Below are 20,524 nucleotides of genomic sequence, written 5' to 3'. Positions count from 1 at the left end.
ACCCCCCGATGATGGAGGCACCCTTCGATGAGTGCACCCGAGATACGCCGTACGTACAGCGACAGCATCGCCGGATATGTCAGCGCCTACGAGCCCGCTCACCAGCGCTTCGGCCTGCGGACCACCGACGGGCGCGAGTTCACGATCCACCTGGACGGCCTCCTGGGCTCCCAGATCGTGCGCAATCTCGCCGAGGGGTACCGCGACACCAGCGAGGCCACCCTCGACATGCTCGCCGAGGGCCGCTACGTCTTTGTCTACGGAATCTTCTACGAATGGGACGGCGGGGCGCGCATCGAGGCCCGCAACATCACCTTCCCCGAGGAACACCGCGGCTCCTACGTCTTCGAGGACCCCAAATGGTGGGTCCATCAGGCCCGCGAGATCGCGGACTTCTATCTGCGCGGCCAGTTCCCCGGCGAGGTCTACGACTGGCGCAACTTCCGCACGCACCTGACGCTGAGCGGAACCCACCTTCCCGAGGGTGCAGGACAGGACGTGCGGCAGGAGACCGACACGATCTCCCGCCTCGTGTACGGGCTCGCCACCGCCTTCCTGCTGACCGGTGAGGACCGTTTCCTGGAGGCGGCCGAGTCGGGCACGGAGTACCTGCGCGAGCACATGCAGGTGGCCGACGACCGCGAGGGCATCGTCTACTGGTACCACGGCATCGACATCACCGGGGCGGGGCAGCGCAAGGTGTTCGCCTCGGAGTTCGGGGACGACTTCGACGCGATCCCCATGTACGAGCAGATCTACGCGCTGGCGGGACCGACCCAGACGTACCGGATCACCGGCGATCCGCGGATCGCCGCCGACATCGACCGGACGGTCGAGCTGTTCCACCGCTACTTCAAGGACTACGTCCGCGGCGGCTACTTCTCGCACCTGGACCCGATCACCATGGACCCGCGCGCGGACTCCCTGGGACGCAACCGGGCCCGCAAGAACTGGAACTCGGTGGGCGACCACGCTCCCGCCTACCTCATCAACGCCTACCTGGCGACCGGCCGTTCCGATCTGGCCGACATGCTGGAGGAGACCGCCGACACCATCGTCCGGCACTTCCCGGACGAGCCCAACAGCCCCTTCGTGCAGGAACGCTTCCACGAGGACTGGAGCCCCGACCGCACCTGGGGCTGGCAGCAGGACCGCGCGGTCGTCGGCCACAACCTGAAGATCGCGTGGAACCTCATGCGCATCAACAGCCTTGTGGCCAAGCCGGAGTACGTGGCACTCGCCGAGCGGATCGCCGAGATCATGCCGGCGGTCGGCAGCGACCAGCAGCGCGGCGGCTGGTACGACGTCGTCGAGCGGCGCGCCGATCCCCGCTTCGGTGACCACCGGCTGATCTGGCACGACCGCAAGGCCTGGTGGCAGCAGGAGCAGTCGATCCTCGCCTACCTCATCCTGGCGGGCACGACCGGAGACCCCGACCACCGGCGGCTCGCCCGCGAGGCCGCATCGTTCTACAACGCCTTCTTCCTCGACTACGAGGACGGCGGTGTGTACTTCAACGTCCTCGCCAACGGCATCCCCTACCTGCTCGGCACCGAGCGGCTCAAGGGCAGCCACGCCATGGCGGGCTACCACTCCCTCGAGCTGTGCTACCTCGCCGCGACCTACGGCAACCTGCTGGTCGGCGACAACGTGCTCACCCTGCACTTCCGGCCGCTGCCCGCGTCCTTCCCGGGCCGCACGCTGCGGGTCGCGCCCGACCTGCTGCCCAGGGAAGCCGTGCGGCTCGCCCGGGTGTGGATCGACGGCGAGCGCTACGAGGACTTCGACCCGAAGAACCTCACCGTACAACTGCCCGAGTCCACCGAGCGGTTGAAGGTACGCGTCGAGATCGAGCCCACCGAGATGCCCATGCGGATCTCCAGCAGCTTCGACGGCAGGACCGCGCGGGTCTCCTGTGAGGGCGTCCTCGGCCGGGACTCGCTGGAAAAGCTGCGGCGCACGCTGAACGAAGCGCTGGAGGCCCGGCCCGAGCGGGTCGAGTTCCACATGTGCCGGGTCACCGAGATCTCCCGCGAGCCCATCAACGAGCTGCTGTTCCAGCGCACGAAGGCAGGCCTGGACGTCGACTTCGTCATCGTCGGCGAGGTCCCGCCGGAGGTGACCCGGGCCCTGGCCGCCACGGACGCCTTCCTCACCGACCCGCACGCACGCTGCGACGACGAGTGACGAAGCGGGCGGCGGGAGACCCGCCGCCCTGAGCAGCGGGCGCCGCCCCCGCCCGCCCGGCGGGGGCGGCGCCCGGCATCCGAAGTCCCGGACGGACGGAGAGGTTCACCCCATGGCCACCACGGCCCCATCGGTTCCAGACGCCGACACCCTGGTCGTCGGCGGTGGCCCCGCCGGGCTGTCCGCCGCCCTGTGCCTGGCCCGCTACAACCGCCGTGTGCTGGTCTTCGACACCGGACACGGACGCTCCACCCATCACCAGGTCAACCGGAACTACCTCGGCTTCCCGGGCGGCATCCCGACCGTCGAACTGCGCGAGCTGGGCCGCGCGCAACTGGCCGCCTACCCGCAGGCCCGCATCGTCCACCACGCCGTCGTGCGCGCCGAGGGCGACGCCGGGCGCGGGTTCACGGTGCACGCGCAGACCGGCTTCTGGACCGGCCGCACGCTGGTCATCGCCACCGGTGTGCTCGACCACTTCCCGCACTTCCACGGCTGGCAGTCCTACGTGGGCCGCTCCCTGTTCTGGTGCATCGCCTGCGACGGCTACGAGAACCGTGGCAAACGCGTCCTCATGGCGGGCCACACCGACGCGACCGCCGCCGAGGCGCTCCAGATGCACAGCCTCACCGACGACATCCAGCTGCTCACCAACAGCCGCAGCGACGAGATCAGCCCGCTGTACCGGCGGCGCCTGGACGCCGCCGGCATCCCCGTCCTGCACGACCGGATCCACTCGGTGGAGGGGGAGGACGGCATGCTGCGCACCGTCGTGACCCGCGGCGGACACCACCTGAAGGCGGACGCCCTGTTCAGCATCCAGGGCGCCACCCCGGAGATCGCCCTGGCCGGCTCGCTCGGTCTCGCGCTCGCGCCGAGCGGCCACATCGCCGTCGACACCGAGCAGAAGACGTCGGCCGAAGGGGTGTACGCGGCCGGTGACGTCTCCTCGCTCCATTCGCACCAGGTCAGCGCCGCCGTGCACGAGGGCTCCCAGGCCGCCTCGGCCGCCAACTACTTCCTGTACCCGGCCGAATTGAAGGCCGCCTGATCCGGCCACGGAGTGCGACTCGACAGAGTACGCCCCTTGACCGGGCACAGATTTGACTCCCCGTTTAACTGCTCGTGAGGATGACAGTCATGGAAGCGGACCGCCGCATCGAGGAGACGCCCATGGTGCGCAGGGCACGCGTGACCTTCGAGAGTGAGGGTGAGCAACTGGTCGGCACCCTCTACCAGTTGGCGCAGAGCGAAGGCGGCGAACCGCGCCCTGCCGTGGTGGTCGCCGGCTCCTGGACCACCGTCAAGGAGCAGATGGCCGGCCTGTACGCCGAACGCCTCGCGCGGCTCGGATACCTCGCCCTGGCCTTCGACTTCACCGGCCACGGGGAGTCCACGGGGCACCCTCGGGACACCGAGCTGGTCGGCCGCAAGGTCGGCGACATGAGCAGCGCGGTCAGCCACCTCCTGGAGAACCCGATGGTCGACCCCGAGTCGGTCGGCCTGCTCGGCGTCTGCGCGGGCGGCGGCTACGCGGCGGTCGCCGCCGCCAACGACCCCCGGGTGCGCTCGCTCGCCCTCGTCGCCCCGTGGCTGCACGACGCCTCCCTGGTGCACCAGGTCTACGGCGGCCAGGACGCCGTGCGCCGCAAGCTCGACGAGGCCGCACTCGCCCGCGAGGAGTACGCCCGCACCGGCACCGTCCGCTATGTGAAGGCGGTCAGCGAGACCGACCCCGAGGCCGCCATGTACGGGCCCTACGACTACTACCTCTCGCCGGAGCGAGGGGGTGTGCCCGAGTGGTCCAACCGGTTCGCGGTGATGGGCTGGTGGGACTGGCTGACCTTCAGCCCGATCCCCTCGGCGCCCCGGATAGACGCCCCCACCATCGTGGTGCACAGCGAGCAGGCCGCCCTGCCCGACGGCGTCCGGCGCTTCGCGACCCTGCTGCCCACGGCGGCCCGCGTGCTGTGGCTGGAGGGCACGCAGTTCGACTTCTACGACCAGGAGCCCCAGGTGGGCTCCGCGGTCGAGGCGGTCGACGCGCACTTCCGCCACAGCTTCGACCGGGTGAGGCCCACCGCCGGAGGCTGACATGGCGACGAGCCGCGTCGCACCGCTCATCCAGTCCAAACGCATCAACGTGGCGGAGCACTTCTACGACCTGGTGCTCGTCTTCGCGGTCAACAAGGTCACCCACACCCTCGCCGACGACGTCTCCTGGACCGGCCTGGTCAACGCCTGGGCCGTGTTCACACCGTTCTGGTGGTCGTGGGTGGGCACGGGGATCCTGTCGAACCTGACCGACCTGCACGACGTGAAGAACCGTCTGCGGCTCTTCGCCATCACGCTGATCACCTCGATGATGACCATCGCCGCGCCCACCGCCCTGCACGGGCACGGCCTCTTCTTCGCGGGCGCCTACCTGCTGCTGCGCGCCCTGCTGCTGTGGTGGGCGATCGACGTCTTCGGCGGGCTGCGGCTGAACCCGTTCTCCGTGTCGGCGTTCTTCACCGCGCCGCTGCTGCTGCTCACCGCCGGGCTCGGCCACGAGCAGCAGCGGGTGGCCTGGGCCGTCCTGATGGCCGTCGAGCTGTCCAGCACCTTCCTGCTGCGCAGACGCCTCAACCACATACGCGTCGACGTGCTGCACCTGCCCGAACGCTTCGGCCTGGTCGTCATCCTGGCGCTGGGCGTGCCCTTCGTGGACGCCGGGGGGAAGATCCCGCACGACTTCTCCGCGCGCCAGGCCGTGGCGCTGGGCACCGCGTTCCTGCTCGTCGCCTCCCTGTGGTGGATCTACTTCCACCTCAGCAACAGCCGCATCGCCCACCAGCTGCGCACCGAGGACGACCAGAGCCGCGTGGTGCGCGAGCTCCTCGCCTACGGGCACTACTGCCTCCTCGGCTCGGTCTCCGCGATCGCCGTCGGCGTGTGGTCGGCCGTGGCGCACCCACGGGCCGCGGCGGAGACGCCCGTCCTGTGGCTGATGTGCGCCGGAGCCGTCGGCTTCCACACCGTGTTCGCCTGGCCGCGCTGGCGACTGCCGCGCTCGGTCGTCACCGTGCGCCTCACGGTCGCCGCCGTCGCCCTGCTCGTCCCGTTCGTGGCGGACGGCCGCTCCGGCCTGCTGGCGCTCGGCCTGCTGACCGTGCCGGTGACGGCCGCGGCCGTCGTCGAGACCGCCGTGGTGGGCATGGCGCCGAGCTGCCACTGCGGCTGCCGGCCGAGGCAGCACCGGCTGGCCGGACTCGGCCGGCATCTGCATCCGGCGCCGGGCGGCAGCGCCCCGTCGTACTCCGCGCCGGGCGATGCCCTGTGACCGACGTCCTGCTCCTCGTGGTCCCCGTGACCCTGCTCGCGGTGGTGGTGCGGCGGGCGGAGATCTCCGCACCGGTCAGCCTGGTCCTCGCGGGTCTGCTCGCCTCCTTCGTGCCGGGCGTGCCCGACTACCATCTCGACCCGCACGTCGTGCTGTTCCTGTTCATCCCGCCGATGGTGTACTCGGAGGCCTGCGAGAGCTCCTTCCTCAGCTTCCGGGTCAACGCGCGACCCATCGCCCTGCTGTCCGTGGGACTCGTCCTGTTCACCATGGCGCTGGTGGCGCTGGTCGCGCACAGCGTCGTCCCCGGCATGTCCTGGCCCGTCGCCTTCGTGCTGGGCGCGGTCCTCGGACCGACCGACGTGGTCGCCGCCGTGTCCGTCGCCCGCAGACTCGGGCTGCCCCGCAGACTCGTACGGATCATGACCGCGGAGTCGCTGTTCAACGACTCGACCGGCCTGACCGCGTACCGCATCACCGTGGCGATCGTCGCGGGCGGCGGATTCTCCCTCCTCGACGGCGTCCGCGACTTCGTGCTCGCCTGCTCGGGCGGACTCTTCCTCGGCCTGTTCATCGCCTGGCCGGTGCGCCGGCTCCAGTGCTGGCTCGGCGACGCCGTCGCGCACACCGCGGTCTCCCTGCTGGTGCCCTTCGTCACCTACGCGCTCGCCGAGTACCTGCACGCCTCCGGTGTGCTCGCGGTCCTCGCCGCCGGGCTGTACCTCGGACACCACTCCAACCGCGCCTCGCACGCGGCCCGCATCCAGGAGCAGGCATCCTGGAAGCTGATCGTCTTCCTGCTGGAATCCCTGGTGTTCGCACTGATCGGACTCCAACTCCGCCCGGTCCTTGGGTCGTTGGACGGCATTGCACCCTGGACCCTGATCTGGTACGCCGCCGCCGTATCCGCCACCGTCATGCTCGGCCGCTTCCTGTGGGTGTTCCCGGCGACCTATCTGCCGCGGTGGCTGTCGCCCCGGCTGCGCGCCCGGGACCCCTCGCCACCGTGGCAGCTGCCCGCGACGCTGTCCTGGGCGGGCATCCGCGGCGTCGTGTCACTGGCCGCGGCGTTCGCGCTGCCCGACGACATGCCGCACCGCGAACTCGTCCTCTTCCTCACCTTCTCCGTCACCCTGAGCACCCTCTTCGTGCAGGGGCTCGGATTCCCGGCGTTCGTGCGCCTGCTGGGGCTCGCGGGCACGAACGGCGAGCACGACGACCACCTCGCCGAGGCCAGGGCACAGGAGGAGGCGGCCCGTCTCGCGCAGCACCGCCTGGAGGAACTGGTCGCGCACGAACACAGGCACTGCCCGCAGCATGTGGTGCTGCGGCTGCGGGAGGTCGCCGAGTACCGCCGCGTCGCCGCCTGGGAGCGGCTGCGCGACGACGGCCGGCTCGGCAGCCAGTCGCCGTCCGCCGCCTACCGGCTGCTGCGCCGGGAGATGCTGGCGGCCGAGCGTGAGGCGTTCATCATGATGCGCAACCAGGGACGCCTCGACGACGAGGTGGCCCGCCAGGTCGTCCACCAGCTCGACTTCGAGGAGGCGGCACTCAGCCGCGATCTGCATCTGTGAGCGCGCGCATGGGGGTGCCCCCGCCGGATCTCCGGCGGGGGCACCCCCATGCGGCTCAGGCCCCCGGCAGCGGGGGAGCGATCCCCGCGAACGCCTGCCGGCCCAGGTACTCGATGTGCTCCACGCCCAGCAGGGCCGCACAGGTCTCCGCGGTGTCCGGCGTCAGCTCCGGGCCCACACAGACGACCCGCTCCAGCGACCCCAGCTCGTCGACGTCCTCGGGGGCCGAGGCGACCAGGCTGTAGAGCACGGACTGGGTGACGAAGGCCGTACGCACCTGCTGAGCCCGGATCGCGTCGAGCAGCTCGGGCGCGTGCATCAGCTCGGGCACCACCACCACGGCCGCACCGCAGCGCAGCGCGTGCTGCGTCAGGAACGCGAGGCCGTCCTGCTGCGCGAACGGCACGCCGGCCAGGACCCGTTCGCCCTTCTCCAGCGGATTGTCCGAGGCCAGCACGGCGAGGTCCGCGGCGATGTCCGAGTGGGTGAGCTGGGCACGCCGCCGGGACCCCACCGCGTGGTGCACCACGGTGATGTCCGTGACGGGCTCGATGTCCACGATCGGCTCCGGGGACTCCGAGGCGATCAGGTCCTGGACCGAGCGGTGGCCGTCCACCGGCTCCAGCGTGAAGATCTCCTCGACCGGCCGCTGTCCCGCACCGCGCAGGCGCTGCGCCTCCCGCACGATCGGCAGCAGCGCGGGCGTGGTGAACAGCCACCGCGCGCCGCTCTCCGTCAGATGGGCGGCCAGTTCCGCCTCGTCGGCCTGGCTGTCCAGCACGCACACCACGGCGCCGCTACGAGCGCAGGCGTGCGGCACGGCCGGATACCACAGGGTGTTGGTGGCGAACAGCGCCACGGCGTCGCCCTGCTCGACACCGGCGTCGGCGAGTCCCGCCGCGAGCCGGCGGGTGGCCCGCTCCAGTTCCCGGTAGCCGATCTCGCGACCGGTCACGCCGTCGATCAGCGCCGGGCTCGTGCCGCGGGCCGCGGCCTCGCCGAGCACCGTCTCGTACACCGGCAGATCGATGACGAGGTTCTCGTCGAACGGGCTGATCACGTCGAACGAGTCGAACGGATCGAAGGGTTCGAGCGGGTCGAAGGGATCGATGGTGGTCATTCCTGTCCTCCGGAGGATGCGCTCACGCGCGGTAGGGACGTGGTGGGCGGGCCCGCGTGCAGCAGATCTCCCAGCTGCTGGAGGAACAGCTCCCAGCGCGCGGTGAACCCGGGGTCGTCCGGGCCGAGGCCCGTCGCCATCCGGGTGATCTGCGGCAGTAGGCGCGGATAGTTGGTGAGGGCGAAGGTGAGCAGCCGCAGCAGCTCGGGATCGAGCTCCGGACGCAGCTCTCCGCCGCACTGCCGCCTGCGGATCTCGTCCACCTGCGACTTGATGACGGCGCGCCGTTCCTCCTCGTGCGGTACGGGAGCGCTGCCGTACGCGAGCGCCTCGCGCGTGAGGTAGGTCAGCCAGGCGGCGTCGTGGTGTGCGGACTCGAAGTGGTAGACGAAGAAGTCGCCGGCGGCACTCGGAGCCTCCCGGACCTCGCGTTCGCGGCGCTCGGTGACGTGTCCGAGGATCTCGTGGAAGAGCCGGTCGCCGATACGGCCGCCGGTCATCAGGTACATGGAGTAGGCGAAGCCCACCGTGTGGCCGGGCAGCCGTTCCAGCAGGGCGTTGCCGGCGCCGGTGCCGCGGGGCAGCCGGGTGACCATGAACGCGGCGATCAGCGTCACGAGCGCGGCCACCGGCAGCACCTGCGAGAAGGCCGTCGCGTAGTCGGCGTGACCGGTGCCGTCGCCGAGCACCGCGAAGAACAGCAGGCTCATCAGGGCGACTCCCAGCGCGTTGCCCACCTGGAGGGTCGTGGTCACCACGCCCGCTCCGGCTCCCGCGTCGCGCGGCGCGAGGGTGCCGATGATGGTGCCGATGAGTGGGGTCATGCCGAGTCCCTGGCCCAGGCCCGCGATGAACATCGGCAGCCCGAGCTCCCAGCCGCTGAGCCCGGCTCCCTGGGCGGCGCTGGTGGCGGCCACCGAGCACAGTCCGACGGCCGCGACGAGATAGCCCAGCGTCAGCACATGGCGCCCCAGCAGGCGGGCGATCCGCGCGGCCAGCAGCGAGGTGATCAGGAAGCCGACGGCGTTCGGCGTGTACACCAGGGCGGCGTGCAGCGGTGAGAAGCCCAGACCGATCTGCAGGTACAGCGCGAGGACCAGCATGAAGCCGACGTACGAGAAGCTGAACATGCCGGCGATCGGCACTCCGCCCGCGAATCCGCGGTTGCGGAACAGCGAGAGCCTGATCAGCGGATCGAGTCCCCGCTCGGCGACCGCGCGCTCGTGCCGCAGGAACAGGACGGCGATCAGGGGAGCGGCGGCGAGCGACAGCAGCATCCACAGCGGCCAGCCCGCGTCGCGGCCCATCAGCAGCGGCACGATGAGCAGCACCAGGGTCAGCACCGACAGCGCGGAGCCGCGCCCGTCGAGGTGCGGACGCGACCGGGGCGGCTCGTCCGGCGGCAGGAGCATCCGGCTCGCCACGATGGTCGCCACGCCGATCGGCACATTGATCAGGAAGGCCGGCCGCCAGTCGAGGCCGAACACGTTCCAGGCGAGCAGCAGCCCGCCGACGATCTGCCCGGCGATGGCACCGACGCCCACCACACAACCGAACACGCCCAGGGCGCGGGCGCGTTCGGGACCCTCGAAGGTCACCTGGATGATCGCGAGGACCTGTGGGTACAACAGCGCTCCGCCCACGCCCTGCAGGGCGCGCGCCGCGACGAGGACGTGGATGTCGGGGGCCAGACCGCAGAGCGCGGACGCCGCCGTGAACACCGCGAGACCGGTGATGAACATGCTTTTCCGGCCGATGACATCACCGAGCCGCCCACCGGTCACCAGGAAACTCGCATAGAGAAGGGTGTATGAGGAAACCACCAATTCGACGGCGCCGAGGCTCGTATGGAGATCACTGTGGATCGACGGCATGGCGACGTTGACGACAGCCACGTCGAGAATGGCCATGAATGCGCCGGCCAGGATCACCGCGAGGCTCACCCAGCGGCGCCCGCTGCCGCGCTGTGCGCTCAACATGCAGGAAGTCTGGTGCGCGGAGGGCGAGTACGTCGCCGACCTGCCGAAGTGTCGCCGACGTAGTCCCATGTTGTCGCAGGGGAAGAGGGAGCGCCGTTTCACTCTTACTCGGCGGCGATCCCGCGGAAAGGCAGGAGAAGGGGCACGCCTTTCCGCTGGATTCACGAGATGCCGCTTTCGAGGGTCTCCCGAAATTCAGGAACGACCAGTTCTACGTCCGAGCCGGCCGGACCGCGTGCGCCGTTCCCCCCTTCACGGCGCAGGGGTCCCGCCGAGCGGCCGCCGGGCCCGGTAACGCGAACCCCCCGCCGGGCCCGGCCGCCGCTGCGAGACAACCACCACGATCCGAGGAGAGCGCTGTGTCGAACACCGACCTGGTTCTGAAGATGTACGAGTACTTCAACTCCGGCCAGCTGGACCGCATCCAGGAGGAGCTGTTCCACCCGGAGATCTCCTGGAAGATGCCCGGCCACCACCCGCTCTCCGGCGACCACCGGGGCGCCGGCCAGGTCATGGCCTTCTTCGGCGAGCTGTTCAAGGCCGGCGTCACCGTCGACAACGTCCACTTCGGCGAGCTGGACGACGGCACCGTCGTCGAGAAGCACCTCGGTCACGCGAAGGCGGACACCGAGGAGTACCTGTTCCCGACGTCCACGACGTACGGCATCCGCGACGGCAGGATCGCCGACGTCCAGGTGCACACCGCGGACCAGCACAGCGTGGACCGCTTCATGTGGACGGTCTTCCAGCTCAAGTCGATCGACGAGCGCATCGCCGTCTGAGCCCTGCCCGAGGGAGACTCACGTGGACACCAGGCAAGTGGTGAACAGCTACTACGAGCTGGCCAACAAGGGTGACTGGGACGCCTGGACGGACCTGTTCGCCGAGCGCCAGACCATGGACGAGCAGCTCGCCGGGCACGTCGAGGGACGGGAGACCCTGCGCGCCATGATGCAGGGCTTCCCGGCGATGTACGCCTCGTTCACGAACACCCCCCGGCACATCGTGGTCGAGGGCGAGCAGGCCGCCGTCGTCTCGCACATCTCGGCGGCCACGCACGCCGGCGAGCCGATCGAGGCCGACGTCGTCAACTACTTCCGGGTGGAGGGCGGTCTCATCTCGTACATGTCCAACCACCACGACACCGTCCCGTTCCGGCCCGTGCTCGGGACCGACTAGAGGCGGGAGCCGCCATGGCGGAACACGAGGACCACAAGGACTACGACTACATCATCGTGGGCGCGGGCACCGCGGGCTCCGTGCTCGCCGCGCGCCTCACCGAGGACCCCGCGGTACGGGTCCTGCTCCTGGAGGCCGGCGGCAACCACATCCCGGCCAACGTCGACCAGGCACCGCTTTGGTTCACGCTGCTGGGCTCCGAGGTCGACTGGGGCTACACGAGTGTTCCGCAGCCCGCCCTCGGCGGCCGTTCGACGTACGAGCCGCGGGGCAAGATCCCGGGCGGCAGCAGCAACCTGTACATCATGATGCACGTCCGGGGGCACCCCTCGGACTTCGACGCCTGGGCCTACCAGGGCGCTGCGGGATGGTCGTACGAGGACCTGCTGCCCTACTTCCGCAGGATGGAGGACCAGGAGGATCCGCACGGCCCCGCGACCGGCGTCGGCGGACCCCAGGTCGTCACCAACGCGGGCGCGCACCGGCCCAACCCGCTCTCCCGCACCTTCATCGACGCGTGCGTGGAGCTGGGGCACACCGAGCTGGACGACTTCAACGGCGCCCGCATGATCGGGGCGGGCTGGCACCACCTCGACGCCCGCGACGGCCGGCGGCGCGGTGCCCTGGTGTCCTACCTCGAACCCGCCCTGGACCGGCCGAACCTGACGCTGCGTACGGGAGCACAGGTGTCCCGGCTGGTGGTGGAGGACGGCCGGTGCACCGGCGTCACCTACGTCCAGCAGGACGTGGTTCCCGCCGGTGAGGGGCGCACCGTGCCCAACGCGGGGCCCGGCGAGCCGGGCGAGCACACCTTACGGGCCGGTGCCGAGGTACTGCTGTGCGCGGGCGCGATCGAATCGCCCAAGATCCTCCTGCTGTCCGGGATCGGATCCCCCGACCAGTTGCGGCCGCTGGGCATCGACGTGACGGAGGCGCTGCCCGGTGTGGGGGAGAACTTCCACAACCACGTGCTCACCGGTCTGATCGCGGAGACCGCGGAGCCCGTGGAACAGGGACACCAGAACCTCTCCGAGTCGGCGCTCTTCGCCACCTCGCGGCCTGGGATGATCGCCCCCGACCTGCAGATCGCCTTCGTGCACGTGCCGTTCGACATCATCGTCGGCCGGCAGCACCCGAACGCGGTCAGCATCCTGCCCGGTGTGGTGCGCCCCAACTCCCGGGGCACGGTGCGGCTGGCGAGCGCCGACCCGTTCGCCAAGCCGCTGGTCGACCCCAACTACCTGGGGGACCGCTCCGACGTGGAGCGTCTGGTGCAGGCGGTGAAGCTGTCCCGCGACATCTTCGCCACCTCGGCCTTCAAGGAGCACCTCAAGGGGGAGCTGCTGCCCGGCCCGGACGTGCGCACGGACGCCGACATCGAGCGGTTCGTGCGCGAGCGCGCGGACAGCTACCACCACCAGGCCGGCTCGTGCCGCATGGGCATCGACGACCTCTCGGTCGTCGACCCGGACCTGAAGGTGCACGGGGTGAGCGGGCTGCGGGTCGTCGACGCGAGCGTGATGCCCGCGGTGCCGTCGGGCAACTGCAACACGGCCATCGCGGCGATCGCCGAGCGCGCCGCAGACCTGATCAAGGGGGACGCATGACCCTTCGGTGGTCCCACGTGGGGCTCAACTGCCGTGATCTGGGCGCGACGGAGGCCTTCTACGAGAAGTGGTTCGGCTTCAGCCGGGCGCGCACCGTGGAACTGGACGACGACCGGATCGTGTTCCTTCGGCAGGGCGACGTGTACCTGGAGCTGTTCCACACCGACACCGAGCCGCTGGTGAAGCCGGCCGGCGACGGCCCCGCGCAGCCGGGTGTGGCCCGCCATCTGGCCTTCCAGACCGACGACCTGGAGGCCTTCCTGGCCAAGGTGGGCGACGAGGTTCCGGTGACTCTGGGACCGCTGCACTTCGACGACTTCATCCCCGGGTGGCAGACCGTCTGGCTGACCGACCCCGACGGGGTGATCGTCGAGGTCAGCGAGGGGTACCGGGACGCCTCCTGACCACCGGCGGGGCGGGCGGGCCGCAGCGACGGCCTGGCCCGCCCTTCGCCGTCCGGTGCCCGCGTCCCGCGCGGTGCCCCGGACCGTGCGCGGGCCGGGCACGGCGGAGGAGCGGAGAAGAGAAGGCAGCCGGCCGTCGTCGGGTTCTGTGCACCGGAGTTGGCACAGTTCGCGCGACGAACCGCCAAGTCGGCGGAAGCGCACGGGGGCCTGCCTTGACTGAAAGAGACCGATCACACGCGTACGAGGAAGAAGGCTTCCCATGACCGAATCCACGCTGCTCGGCGCCTCGCTGACCGAACAGTCCATCAAGGACGCGGTCCGCGACTGGTACGTCGCACTGGACCAGCACGTCCCGCTGGAGCAGGTGCTGCCCTATCTCGTCCAGGACGGCCTGGAGATGCGTTTCCCCGAGGCGACCCTGACCACCCTGGACGAGTTCAAGGGCTGGTACGAGGCGGTGACCAATCGCTTCTTCGACGAGGTGCACGAGCTCAAGAGCGTCGAGGTGGAGCCCACCGTCGGCGGTGAAACGCTTGTAAAGGTGGTTGTCAACTGGCAGGCCCACATCTGGAATCCGCCGGCGGCACGCAGCCAGTGGCTCGGATTCGACGCCTACCAGACCTGGATCGTCGTGGCAGGTGAGGACGGCCGCCCGCTGGTGAAGACGTACATCGTGGACGATCTGGACCCCATGGAGGGCTCGGCGGCGCTGTAACACGCGCTCTTCCTCCGCAAACGGGCGGAGTCTCCGAAGGTCGGAGGCTCCGCCCCTTGCTGTGTGTCGCCCGGTCAACTCCCCGCTTTACTAGCGACTTGACAGATTTTCACAGGCGGAGTTAACTATCATTGATGCTTCACGCAGGGGGTCTCCATGTCTTTGAACGCTGACCTGAACGCCACGCGGGAGCGGGGCTGGGGAGACGGTCTCTCCGAATACTGCGCGTATCTCTTCTCGCCATTCGCCCGCTCCGACCAGCGTCGCTGGGGTGAGGTCTATGTGCGTGGACTGCTCGATGCCAGTGGCCGCAAGACGCCGGCCCGCATCTCCGAGCACGTCCTCGGCCGCCGCGCCTCGCAGTCGCTGCAACAGTTCGTGAGCCAAAGTCCCTGGGAATGCACCGACGTCCGCAAGCGGCTCGCCGAGCAGGTGTTCCATGCCGCCGAGCCCGACGCCTGGGTCGTGGACGAGGTCGTCTTCCCGAAGAACGGCAACCACTCGGCGGGCGTCGCCCGCCAGTACGTGCCGGCCGAGGGACGCACTGCCAACTGCCAGCTGGGTCTGGCCGTCTCCCTCGCCACCGAGGAGGCCAGCATCCCGGTGAACTGGCGGCTGTTGATGCCACCACACTGGGACGACGACGACCGGCGGCGCGGCGCCGCCCGGGTGCCCGACGTCGAGCGCCATCAGCCGCGCTGGCGGCACGTCCTGGACAGCCTCGACGAGATGGTGCAGGAGTGGGACCTCAAGCCCGCCCCGATCCTCGCCGACTGGCGGCACGAGCCCGACGTACTGCCCCTGCTCGACGGCCTGGAGGCCCGAGGGCTGGGCTATCTCGTCGAGGTCTCCGGCGGTGCGCCGCTGCTCGCCGCACCCTCGGCGAACGGATCGCCGGTCGTGCTGGGCACCGCCGCCGACATGATGCACACCGCCGGCCGGCGCAGCGCCCGCGTCACGCTCGCCTGGCGGGAGGGCGTCGAGAGCCGGGTGAGGCAGTCGCAGTTCCTCGCCGCACAGATCCCGGCCGGACCCGGCGGGCCCACCGCCCGGCACGGCGAGCGCCGCTTCCGCCGGCCCCGCCAGCTCCTGGTGGAATGGCCGGCCGGACGCCCGCAGCCGCGCACCTACTGGGTCACCAACCTCGGCTCGCGCAGGCTGCCGGACCTCGTCTCCATGGCGAAGCTGCGCTGGCGTTCCCGCTACGACCTGGGCCGGCTGCGCGAGGAGTGCGGGCTCGTGGACTTCGAGGGGCGCTCCTTCCGGGGCTGGCACCACCATGTGACGCTGGCGTCCGCGGCCCACGGCTTCCAGGCCCTGGAGCGGCTGGCGGCCCGGCGGGCGGCCGGTGTCCTGCGTCGTCACGGGGGAATCCCGGCCATGCCCGCCGTGGCCGCCATGTCCCCGTGAAGAACCCGCGCCACCCGACGCGGTGCCGCACGGCGCACCGCACGGGCAGGAATCACCGGCCCCGCGTCGCGACCGGGGCCAGGGAACTTCCGTGACTCTCCGAGGACCTGTCGATCCGAATACCCGGGAAACTCGGAACGAACAGATCCGAAAAAGCGGAGGTCCGGAGCACGGGAGTCCGGCGGATCGATTCCGGCGGTCTCCCGCAATTTCCCCCCACAGGCCGGGGACGCTTTTCCGAAGCGGCGTCCCCGCACAGCTCCCGCCGCCAGGGGTCGGGCGGCGGGAGCTGTTTCCCTTTTACCGGCTGGTTGGTTAGTGAGAGAGGGAGCAACTTGACCACCACGAAGGCCTACCGACTGACCGAACCGGTGCGCCGGGCCCTCACCTCCGGCCTTCTCGCGCACATGGTCACGCTCAACCCCGACGGCAGTCCGCAGGTGGCCTGTGTCTGGGTGGGGCTCGACGAGGAGGACCGGATCGTCTCCGGGCATCTCTACGCGCAGCAGAAGATCCGCAATCTGCGGCGCGACCCGCGGGTCGCCCTGTCCATGGCGGCGGGCGTCAGGAGTCCGGAGGGCATGGAGTACCACTTCGTGGCCCACGGTACCGCCGAGGTACTGGAGGGCGGCGCCGTCGCCCTGCTGGGCCGGATCGCCGCACCGTACCTGGAGGACGGCAGGACCTGGCCCGCCGACCGCTTCGCCGGAGCCACCGGATTCGTCGTCCGTACCACCGTCGACCGGGTGACCGGCTTCGGCCCCTGGGACTAGGGGGCTTCGTCCGGATCGGCTCGGGTCCGCGGCGCCCGGCACGGCATGACCCGCGAACGCCCGGACCGGCAGTGCAGACGTCCTGCCGGTCCGGATGCCGCGGGCCCTCGGGGAACATGTGCGTACGGGCCGTCGATGTGCCCTCAGGCGGCCTGCGGTGAACGTGCCGCCGCCCAGATCTCGCTCTGCACCGAGTGACTGTCGAAGCTGTCCTCGACGGCCAGCAGGTCCGAGTACGGGGCCTCCCCGTTGACGATGCGGCCCAGCAGCCGGAAGTAGTCGAAGCGGTCGACACCCGGCGTGATGGTGATCAGCAGCTCCGCCTCCGATCCGGACACCGCGGCGAAGGCGTGCGGCATGAACGGCGGTACGACCACGAGGTCGCCGCGGCCCGCCTCGACGACCTTGTCGTCGTTGAGCAGCTGCACGGCGCCCGACACGACGTAGAACAGCTCCGAGGAGCGGGCGTGATAGTGCGGTGCGGAACCGTCGGCTCCCGCGGCGAGCAGCACCCGGTGGCAGCTGAGCGCGCCCGCCGTGCTCGCCGAGTCGGTGAGCAGGAAAGCGGCGCCGGTGGCATGGCCGATGGCCTCGGCCTCAGCGCCCCGTACGAGAACGGGTTCGTGGCGGAATGCGGACATCCTTTTACCCTCCCGAGAAATCCGGTGACTGCCGTTGTATCCACAACGCATATTCCTGTCCACGGAACTTGACGCAGTGCGAAGGCGGCCCCCGGACAATTTCCCGCATCCGCACGGGATTTCGAAACACTTGGTCCGGTCCTGATAGGACGGACGCGTAGCCCTTTCCTCACGACGCACCGCGCAGCACCGCACGGGCACGCCCGCGTCCCGAGCACGCAACGCAAGCCATGCCACGCATTCGAAGGGGAATCATGAGACCGCAAATGAACCGCAGAAGCCTCCTCGGCGCCGGTGTCGCCCTGGGAGCCGGCGCCGCCACCACCGCCGTGGCGACCCCCGCCAGGGCGCAGGCCGTCGACGGCGCCGACGCCATCGTCGACACGGTGGTCGTCGGAGCGGGACTCGCCGGCCTGGCCGCGGCCCGCAAACTGGTCGCCGCCGGCAAGAAGGTGCTGGTCCTGGAGGCCCGTGACCGAGTCGGCGGGCGCGTCCACGACATCGGCCTCGCCAACGGCGGAACCATCGAGCGCGGCGGTCAGTTCACCGGCCCCACCCAGACCCGGCTCCAGGCGCTCGCCGGCGAACTCGGCGTGAAGACGTTCACCGGCTACAACACCGGCGAGAGCATCTACTGCACCGCCGACGGCACGGCGATCCGCTACACCGGAGCGCTGCCGCCCATGGACAACGACTCCTACCAGGCGCTCGGTCAGGCCATCTACCAGCTCGACACGCTCGCCTCGACCGTCCCCGTCGACACGCCCTGGGCCGCGCCGAAGGCCGAGGAACTGGACGGCCAGACCTTCGCGAGCTGGATCGAGGGCAACGTCACCAACGCCGACGCGAAGACGATCCTGCACCTGATGTCCAACGGCGCGCTCTCCGCCGAGTCCCGCGACATCTCGCTGCTCTGGATCCTCTACTACATAGCCGTCTCCGGGAACGAGACCAACCCGGGCAACCTCACCCGCCTCATCAGCACCCTCGGCGGTGCCCGCGACTCACGCTTCGTCGGCGGCCCGTACCAGATCGCCACGAAGATGGCCGCCGCCCTCGGCAGCAAGGTCGTCCTGAAGACGCCGGTCCGCCGCATCGTCCAGTCCGGCGGTTCCGCCCTCGTCGTCGCCGACAACCTCGCGGTGTCGGCGAGTTCCGTCGTCGTGGCGCTGCCGCCCACACTCGCCGGCCGCATCGTCTACACCCCCGCGCTGCCCGCGACCCGCGACCAGCTCACCCAGCGCTTCCCCCTCTCCTCCATCGGCAAGGCCGTCGCGGTCTACGACAAGCCCTTCTGGCGGGACGCCGGCCTCAACGGCCAGGTGGCGGCCCTGACCGGGACGACGCGCAGCACCTTCGACAACTCGCCGCCCGACGGCTCGTACGGTGCCCTGCTCGCCTTCCTCGACGGCGATCAGATGCGCGCGGTCGAGGACAAGAGCGACGCCACCGTCAAGCAGCTGATCCTCGACGACCTGACCCGGTACTTCGGCTCCAAGGCGGCCACGCCCACCGAGTTCGTGCTGGGACGCTGGGACGCCGAGGAGTACACCCGCGGCGGCGCGCCGGGCTTCACGCCGCCCGGTGTCCTCACCCGGTTCGGCACCGCCATCAGGAAGACCAGCGGTGTCATCCACTGGGCGGGTGCCGAGACCGCCACCTTCTGGAACGGTCACATGGAGGGTGCCGTCCGTTCCGGCGAGCAGGCCGCCGCGGACATCCTCAAGGGGTGAACCAGCCCGCTCCGTGGGCCGCACGGAGCTCGTCCCGGCCGCACCGGGACGAGTCCCCGGCCCGCGAGACGGGGAGGGTCGCCCCCGGCTCACAGGTGCGGTTCGCTGAGCACCACCTCGCGCATCGGCAGCTGTTCCAGGGACAGCGGTTCGGAGGCGGGCAGCGGATGCAGCCCGACTCCCGCGAGCGCCCGTTGGTAGGCGCCCAGGGCCTCTGCCGACCGGCCCTGGTGCTGTCTCAGGTCGCCGATGCGGCGCCAGAGCTTCGAGGTCTTCCTGCTCGGCGGGATCCCGTCGAGCAGGAGCACCGCGTCCTGGAACGCGGTCTCGCCGCGGCCGGTGTCCCCGGTGGCGAACAGCGCCTCGCCGAGGATGAACCGTGCCTCGACGGCCTCCGAGGAGTCCTGCGGCCCGAACAGGCCGAGCGCCCGTTCGGCGAGTTCCACCGCCTCCGTGGCGCGGCCGCAGCGCAGCGTGGCCCAGGCGACACCCATCTCGGCCAGCGCGCGCTCCGTCCCCGAGCCGACTTCGGCGAGTTCCCGCCGTGCCTCCTCGAGCAGCCGCAACGCCCGTTCGGGCTCGGGGGTGTGGGACTCGAGCAGCAGGATGCCGTACGAGCTCTTGAGCATCGCCTGGTGGCGGACGTTGTCCGTCTCCGCCATGAGCACCAGCGCCCGCTCGATCAGGGCGAGGGCCTCACTGGTCCGGCCGTGGGAGTGGGCCACCAGACCCGCGTTCCAGTACGCCGAGCCTCGTGTGACCCGCGAACCCGTGTGCTCGGCGGTCTCGACCAGCCGGGCCGCGAGCATGTGGGCCCGTGGCAGATTGCCGCGCAGCCGGTAACAGCCCATCAGGGCGGTGCCCAGCTGCACATGGTCGTCGGTGGACTCCAGGCCGAGCTCGTCGAGCACGCGCGTGGCCTTCTCACCGATCTCGATGCTCATGTCCAGGTCGCCGGCGGCGCGATAACAGCGGCAGAGCGCGGTCGCCAGCTGGGCCCATTCCGCCGAGCCGGGTGTCGTGTCCGGCGATTCGTAGAGGGAGTGCAGCAGTTGGAGGGCGGATTCGGTGTGGCCCAGTCTCTCCATGGTCAGGGCCTGGCCGAGTTTCGCCCTGCTCAGGGCGGGACCGTCGAGGAGGCGGGCAGAGTCGAGGACCTCGCTGTAGGCCTGGAGGGCCTCCCCGTGGGAGCCGCCCCGCAACGCGATGTCGGCGAAGGCGAGTTTGAGCCGGAGCTCCTTGAGCCGGTCGTCGTCACGCCCGGTGCGCAGGTACTCCACGGAGCAGCCCACCCGGTCGGCGAGTGCTTCGAGGATCGCGGGAGACGGCATCCGCTTGCCCGTCTCGATCAGGGACACGTAACTGACGGAGATGTCCTCCGAGGCCAGGTCCTGTTGGTTCAGGCCGCGCCGTCGGCGTTGCTCGCGCAGACGCCGGCCGATGCCGCTGGACGCGCTCAATGGCGGTTTCATGTTTCTCCAGGGGCTTACTGACATGCCCTTGCACAGCATGGGGGGTGGTTGCGGGCACGGTGCGACTTCTTGTTTACCGCCAATTGTCAGCGTGTCAATGCGGGTACCCGGGCAATGGCCGAAGTCTGTTCCTCTCCATTTCCCGCCACACCCACTCCGACGTGCTGCGCCGTAGCGGATCGCCACACTGTGTCAGATTTGATTGACTGTCCGAGGTGCATGGACTTGACTACGGAAGTCAAATTCCCGCTGTGGAAGGCTCCAACCATGTCCGGGGCCCCGAATTGTCGACGGCACCCCTGAGGTGACTTCGCGGCCGAGGGCCGCATCCCGGTCCCGGCCGCCGGCCGGGCCCGCCGGCACGGTCAGGAGCTGTCCCGGCACCGCCCCCCACCGCGTCTGGAG

17 protein-coding genes are annotated in these 20,524 nt (G+C 70.2%); 13 read left to right on the top strand and 4 right to left on the bottom strand.

Annotated features, from left to right (window positions below; translation table 11 throughout):
- Window positions 1-27: 27 nt before the first annotated feature.
- The 5 genes from H305_RS0111885 (at window position 28) to H305_RS0111865 (ending at window position 7,083) form a co-directional block, all read left to right on the top strand.
- Complete coding sequence (locus tag H305_RS0111885; protein ID WP_028800573.1) at window positions 28-2,187, top strand: AGE family epimerase/isomerase; 2,160 nt, start codon at window positions 28-30, stop codon at window positions 2,185-2,187.
- A gap of 112 nt (window positions 2,188-2,299) precedes the next feature.
- A complete protein-coding gene (locus H305_RS0111880) occupies window positions 2,300-3,238 on the top strand; it encodes an NAD(P)/FAD-dependent oxidoreductase (protein ID WP_028800572.1) in 939 nt (312 codons plus the stop codon).
- Window positions 3,239-3,327: 89 nt separating this feature from the next.
- A complete protein-coding gene (locus H305_RS45550; RefSeq protein WP_234020758.1) occupies window positions 3,328-4,281 on the top strand; it encodes an alpha/beta hydrolase in 954 nt (317 codons plus the stop codon).
- Window position 4,282: 1 nt separating this feature from the next.
- Window positions 4,283-5,509, top strand: a complete 1,227-nt coding sequence (locus H305_RS0111870) for a low temperature requirement protein A (protein WP_028800571.1) — start codon at window positions 4,283-4,285, stop codon at window positions 5,507-5,509.
- On the top strand, window positions 5,506-7,083 hold the full coding sequence (locus tag H305_RS0111865) for a Na+/H+ antiporter (protein WP_028800570.1): 1,578 nt from the start codon (window positions 5,506-5,508) through the stop codon (window positions 7,081-7,083). The genes H305_RS0111870 and H305_RS0111865 overlap by 4 nt, the downstream gene beginning before the upstream one ends.
- Window positions 7,084-7,138: 55 nt before the next feature.
- Here the strand turns inward: H305_RS0111865 and H305_RS0111860 are convergent, their stop codons facing one another.
- Both H305_RS0111860 and H305_RS45545 read right to left on the bottom strand, forming a co-directional pair.
- Window positions 7,139-8,203, bottom strand: a complete 1,065-nt coding sequence (locus H305_RS0111860; RefSeq protein WP_028800569.1) for an AMP-binding protein — start codon at window positions 8,201-8,203, stop codon at window positions 7,139-7,141.
- Window positions 8,200-10,182, bottom strand: a complete 1,983-nt coding sequence (locus H305_RS45545; protein WP_158690518.1) for an MFS transporter — start codon at window positions 10,180-10,182, stop codon at window positions 8,200-8,202. Before H305_RS45545 ends, H305_RS0111860 begins: the two co-directional genes overlap by 4 nt.
- Window positions 10,183-10,541: 359 nt before the next feature.
- On the opposite strand from H305_RS45545, the gene H305_RS53360 reads away from it, so the two are divergent.
- The 7 genes from H305_RS53360 to H305_RS0111820 all read left to right on the top strand — a co-directional run bounded on the left by H305_RS53360 (window position 10,542) and on the right by H305_RS0111820 (window position 16,273).
- Window positions 10,542-10,964 carry a nuclear transport factor 2 family protein gene (locus H305_RS53360; RefSeq protein WP_028800568.1) on the top strand — a complete coding sequence of 141 codons (423 nt, stop codon included), beginning with the start codon at window positions 10,542-10,544 and terminating at the stop codon, window positions 10,962-10,964.
- A gap of 22 nt (window positions 10,965-10,986) precedes the next feature.
- Window positions 10,987-11,361: a nuclear transport factor 2 family protein gene (locus H305_RS0111845; RefSeq protein ID WP_028800567.1), complete on the top strand. Its 375-nt coding sequence runs from the start codon at window positions 10,987-10,989 to the stop codon at window positions 11,359-11,361.
- Between the two features lie 14 nt (window positions 11,362-11,375).
- A complete protein-coding gene (locus H305_RS0111840; protein WP_028800566.1) occupies window positions 11,376-12,968 on the top strand; it encodes a GMC family oxidoreductase in 1,593 nt (530 codons plus the stop codon).
- A complete protein-coding gene (locus H305_RS0111835) occupies window positions 12,965-13,372 on the top strand; it encodes a VOC family protein (RefSeq protein WP_028800565.1) in 408 nt (135 codons plus the stop codon). The genes H305_RS0111840 and H305_RS0111835 overlap by 4 nt, the downstream gene beginning before the upstream one ends.
- A gap of 262 nt (window positions 13,373-13,634) precedes the next feature.
- Window positions 13,635-14,090, top strand: coding sequence for a hypothetical protein (locus tag H305_RS0111830; protein WP_028800564.1), 456 nt, complete (start codon window positions 13,635-13,637; stop codon window positions 14,088-14,090).
- 156 nt (window positions 14,091-14,246) lie between these two features.
- On the top strand, window positions 14,247-15,500 hold the full coding sequence (locus H305_RS45540; RefSeq protein ID WP_078629001.1) for an IS701 family transposase: 1,254 nt from the start codon (window positions 14,247-14,249) through the stop codon (window positions 15,498-15,500).
- A 335-nt stretch (window positions 15,501-15,835) separates the two neighbouring features.
- Complete coding sequence (locus H305_RS0111820; RefSeq protein ID WP_199791386.1) at window positions 15,836-16,273, top strand: TIGR03618 family F420-dependent PPOX class oxidoreductase; 438 nt, start codon at window positions 15,836-15,838, stop codon at window positions 16,271-16,273.
- 143 nt (window positions 16,274-16,416) lie between these two features.
- Here the strand turns inward: H305_RS0111820 and H305_RS0111815 are convergent, their stop codons facing one another.
- Window positions 16,417-16,914: a cupin domain-containing protein gene (locus H305_RS0111815; protein WP_028800562.1), complete on the bottom strand. Its 498-nt coding sequence runs from the start codon at window positions 16,912-16,914 to the stop codon at window positions 16,417-16,419.
- A gap of 266 nt (window positions 16,915-17,180) precedes the next feature.
- On the opposite strand from H305_RS0111815, the gene H305_RS0111810 reads away from it, so the two are divergent.
- Complete coding sequence (locus H305_RS0111810; RefSeq protein ID WP_234020757.1) at window positions 17,181-18,647, top strand: flavin monoamine oxidase family protein; 1,467 nt, start codon at window positions 17,181-17,183, stop codon at window positions 18,645-18,647.
- A gap of 89 nt (window positions 18,648-18,736) precedes the next feature.
- Here the strand turns inward: H305_RS0111810 and H305_RS45535 are convergent, their stop codons facing one another.
- A complete protein-coding gene (locus tag H305_RS45535; RefSeq protein WP_078629000.1) occupies window positions 18,737-20,119 on the bottom strand; it encodes a helix-turn-helix domain-containing protein in 1,383 nt (460 codons plus the stop codon).
- Window positions 20,120-20,524 lie beyond the last annotated feature (405 nt).

It is taken from the genome of Streptomyces sp. 142MFCol3.1, from assembly GCF_000424945.1.
GTDB classification, from domain to species: Bacteria; Actinomycetota; Actinomycetes; order Streptomycetales; family Streptomycetaceae; genus Streptomyces; species Streptomyces siamensis.
Note: the sequence above shows the minus strand (reverse complement) of the source record. Positions and strands in the feature narration are given on the sequence as shown.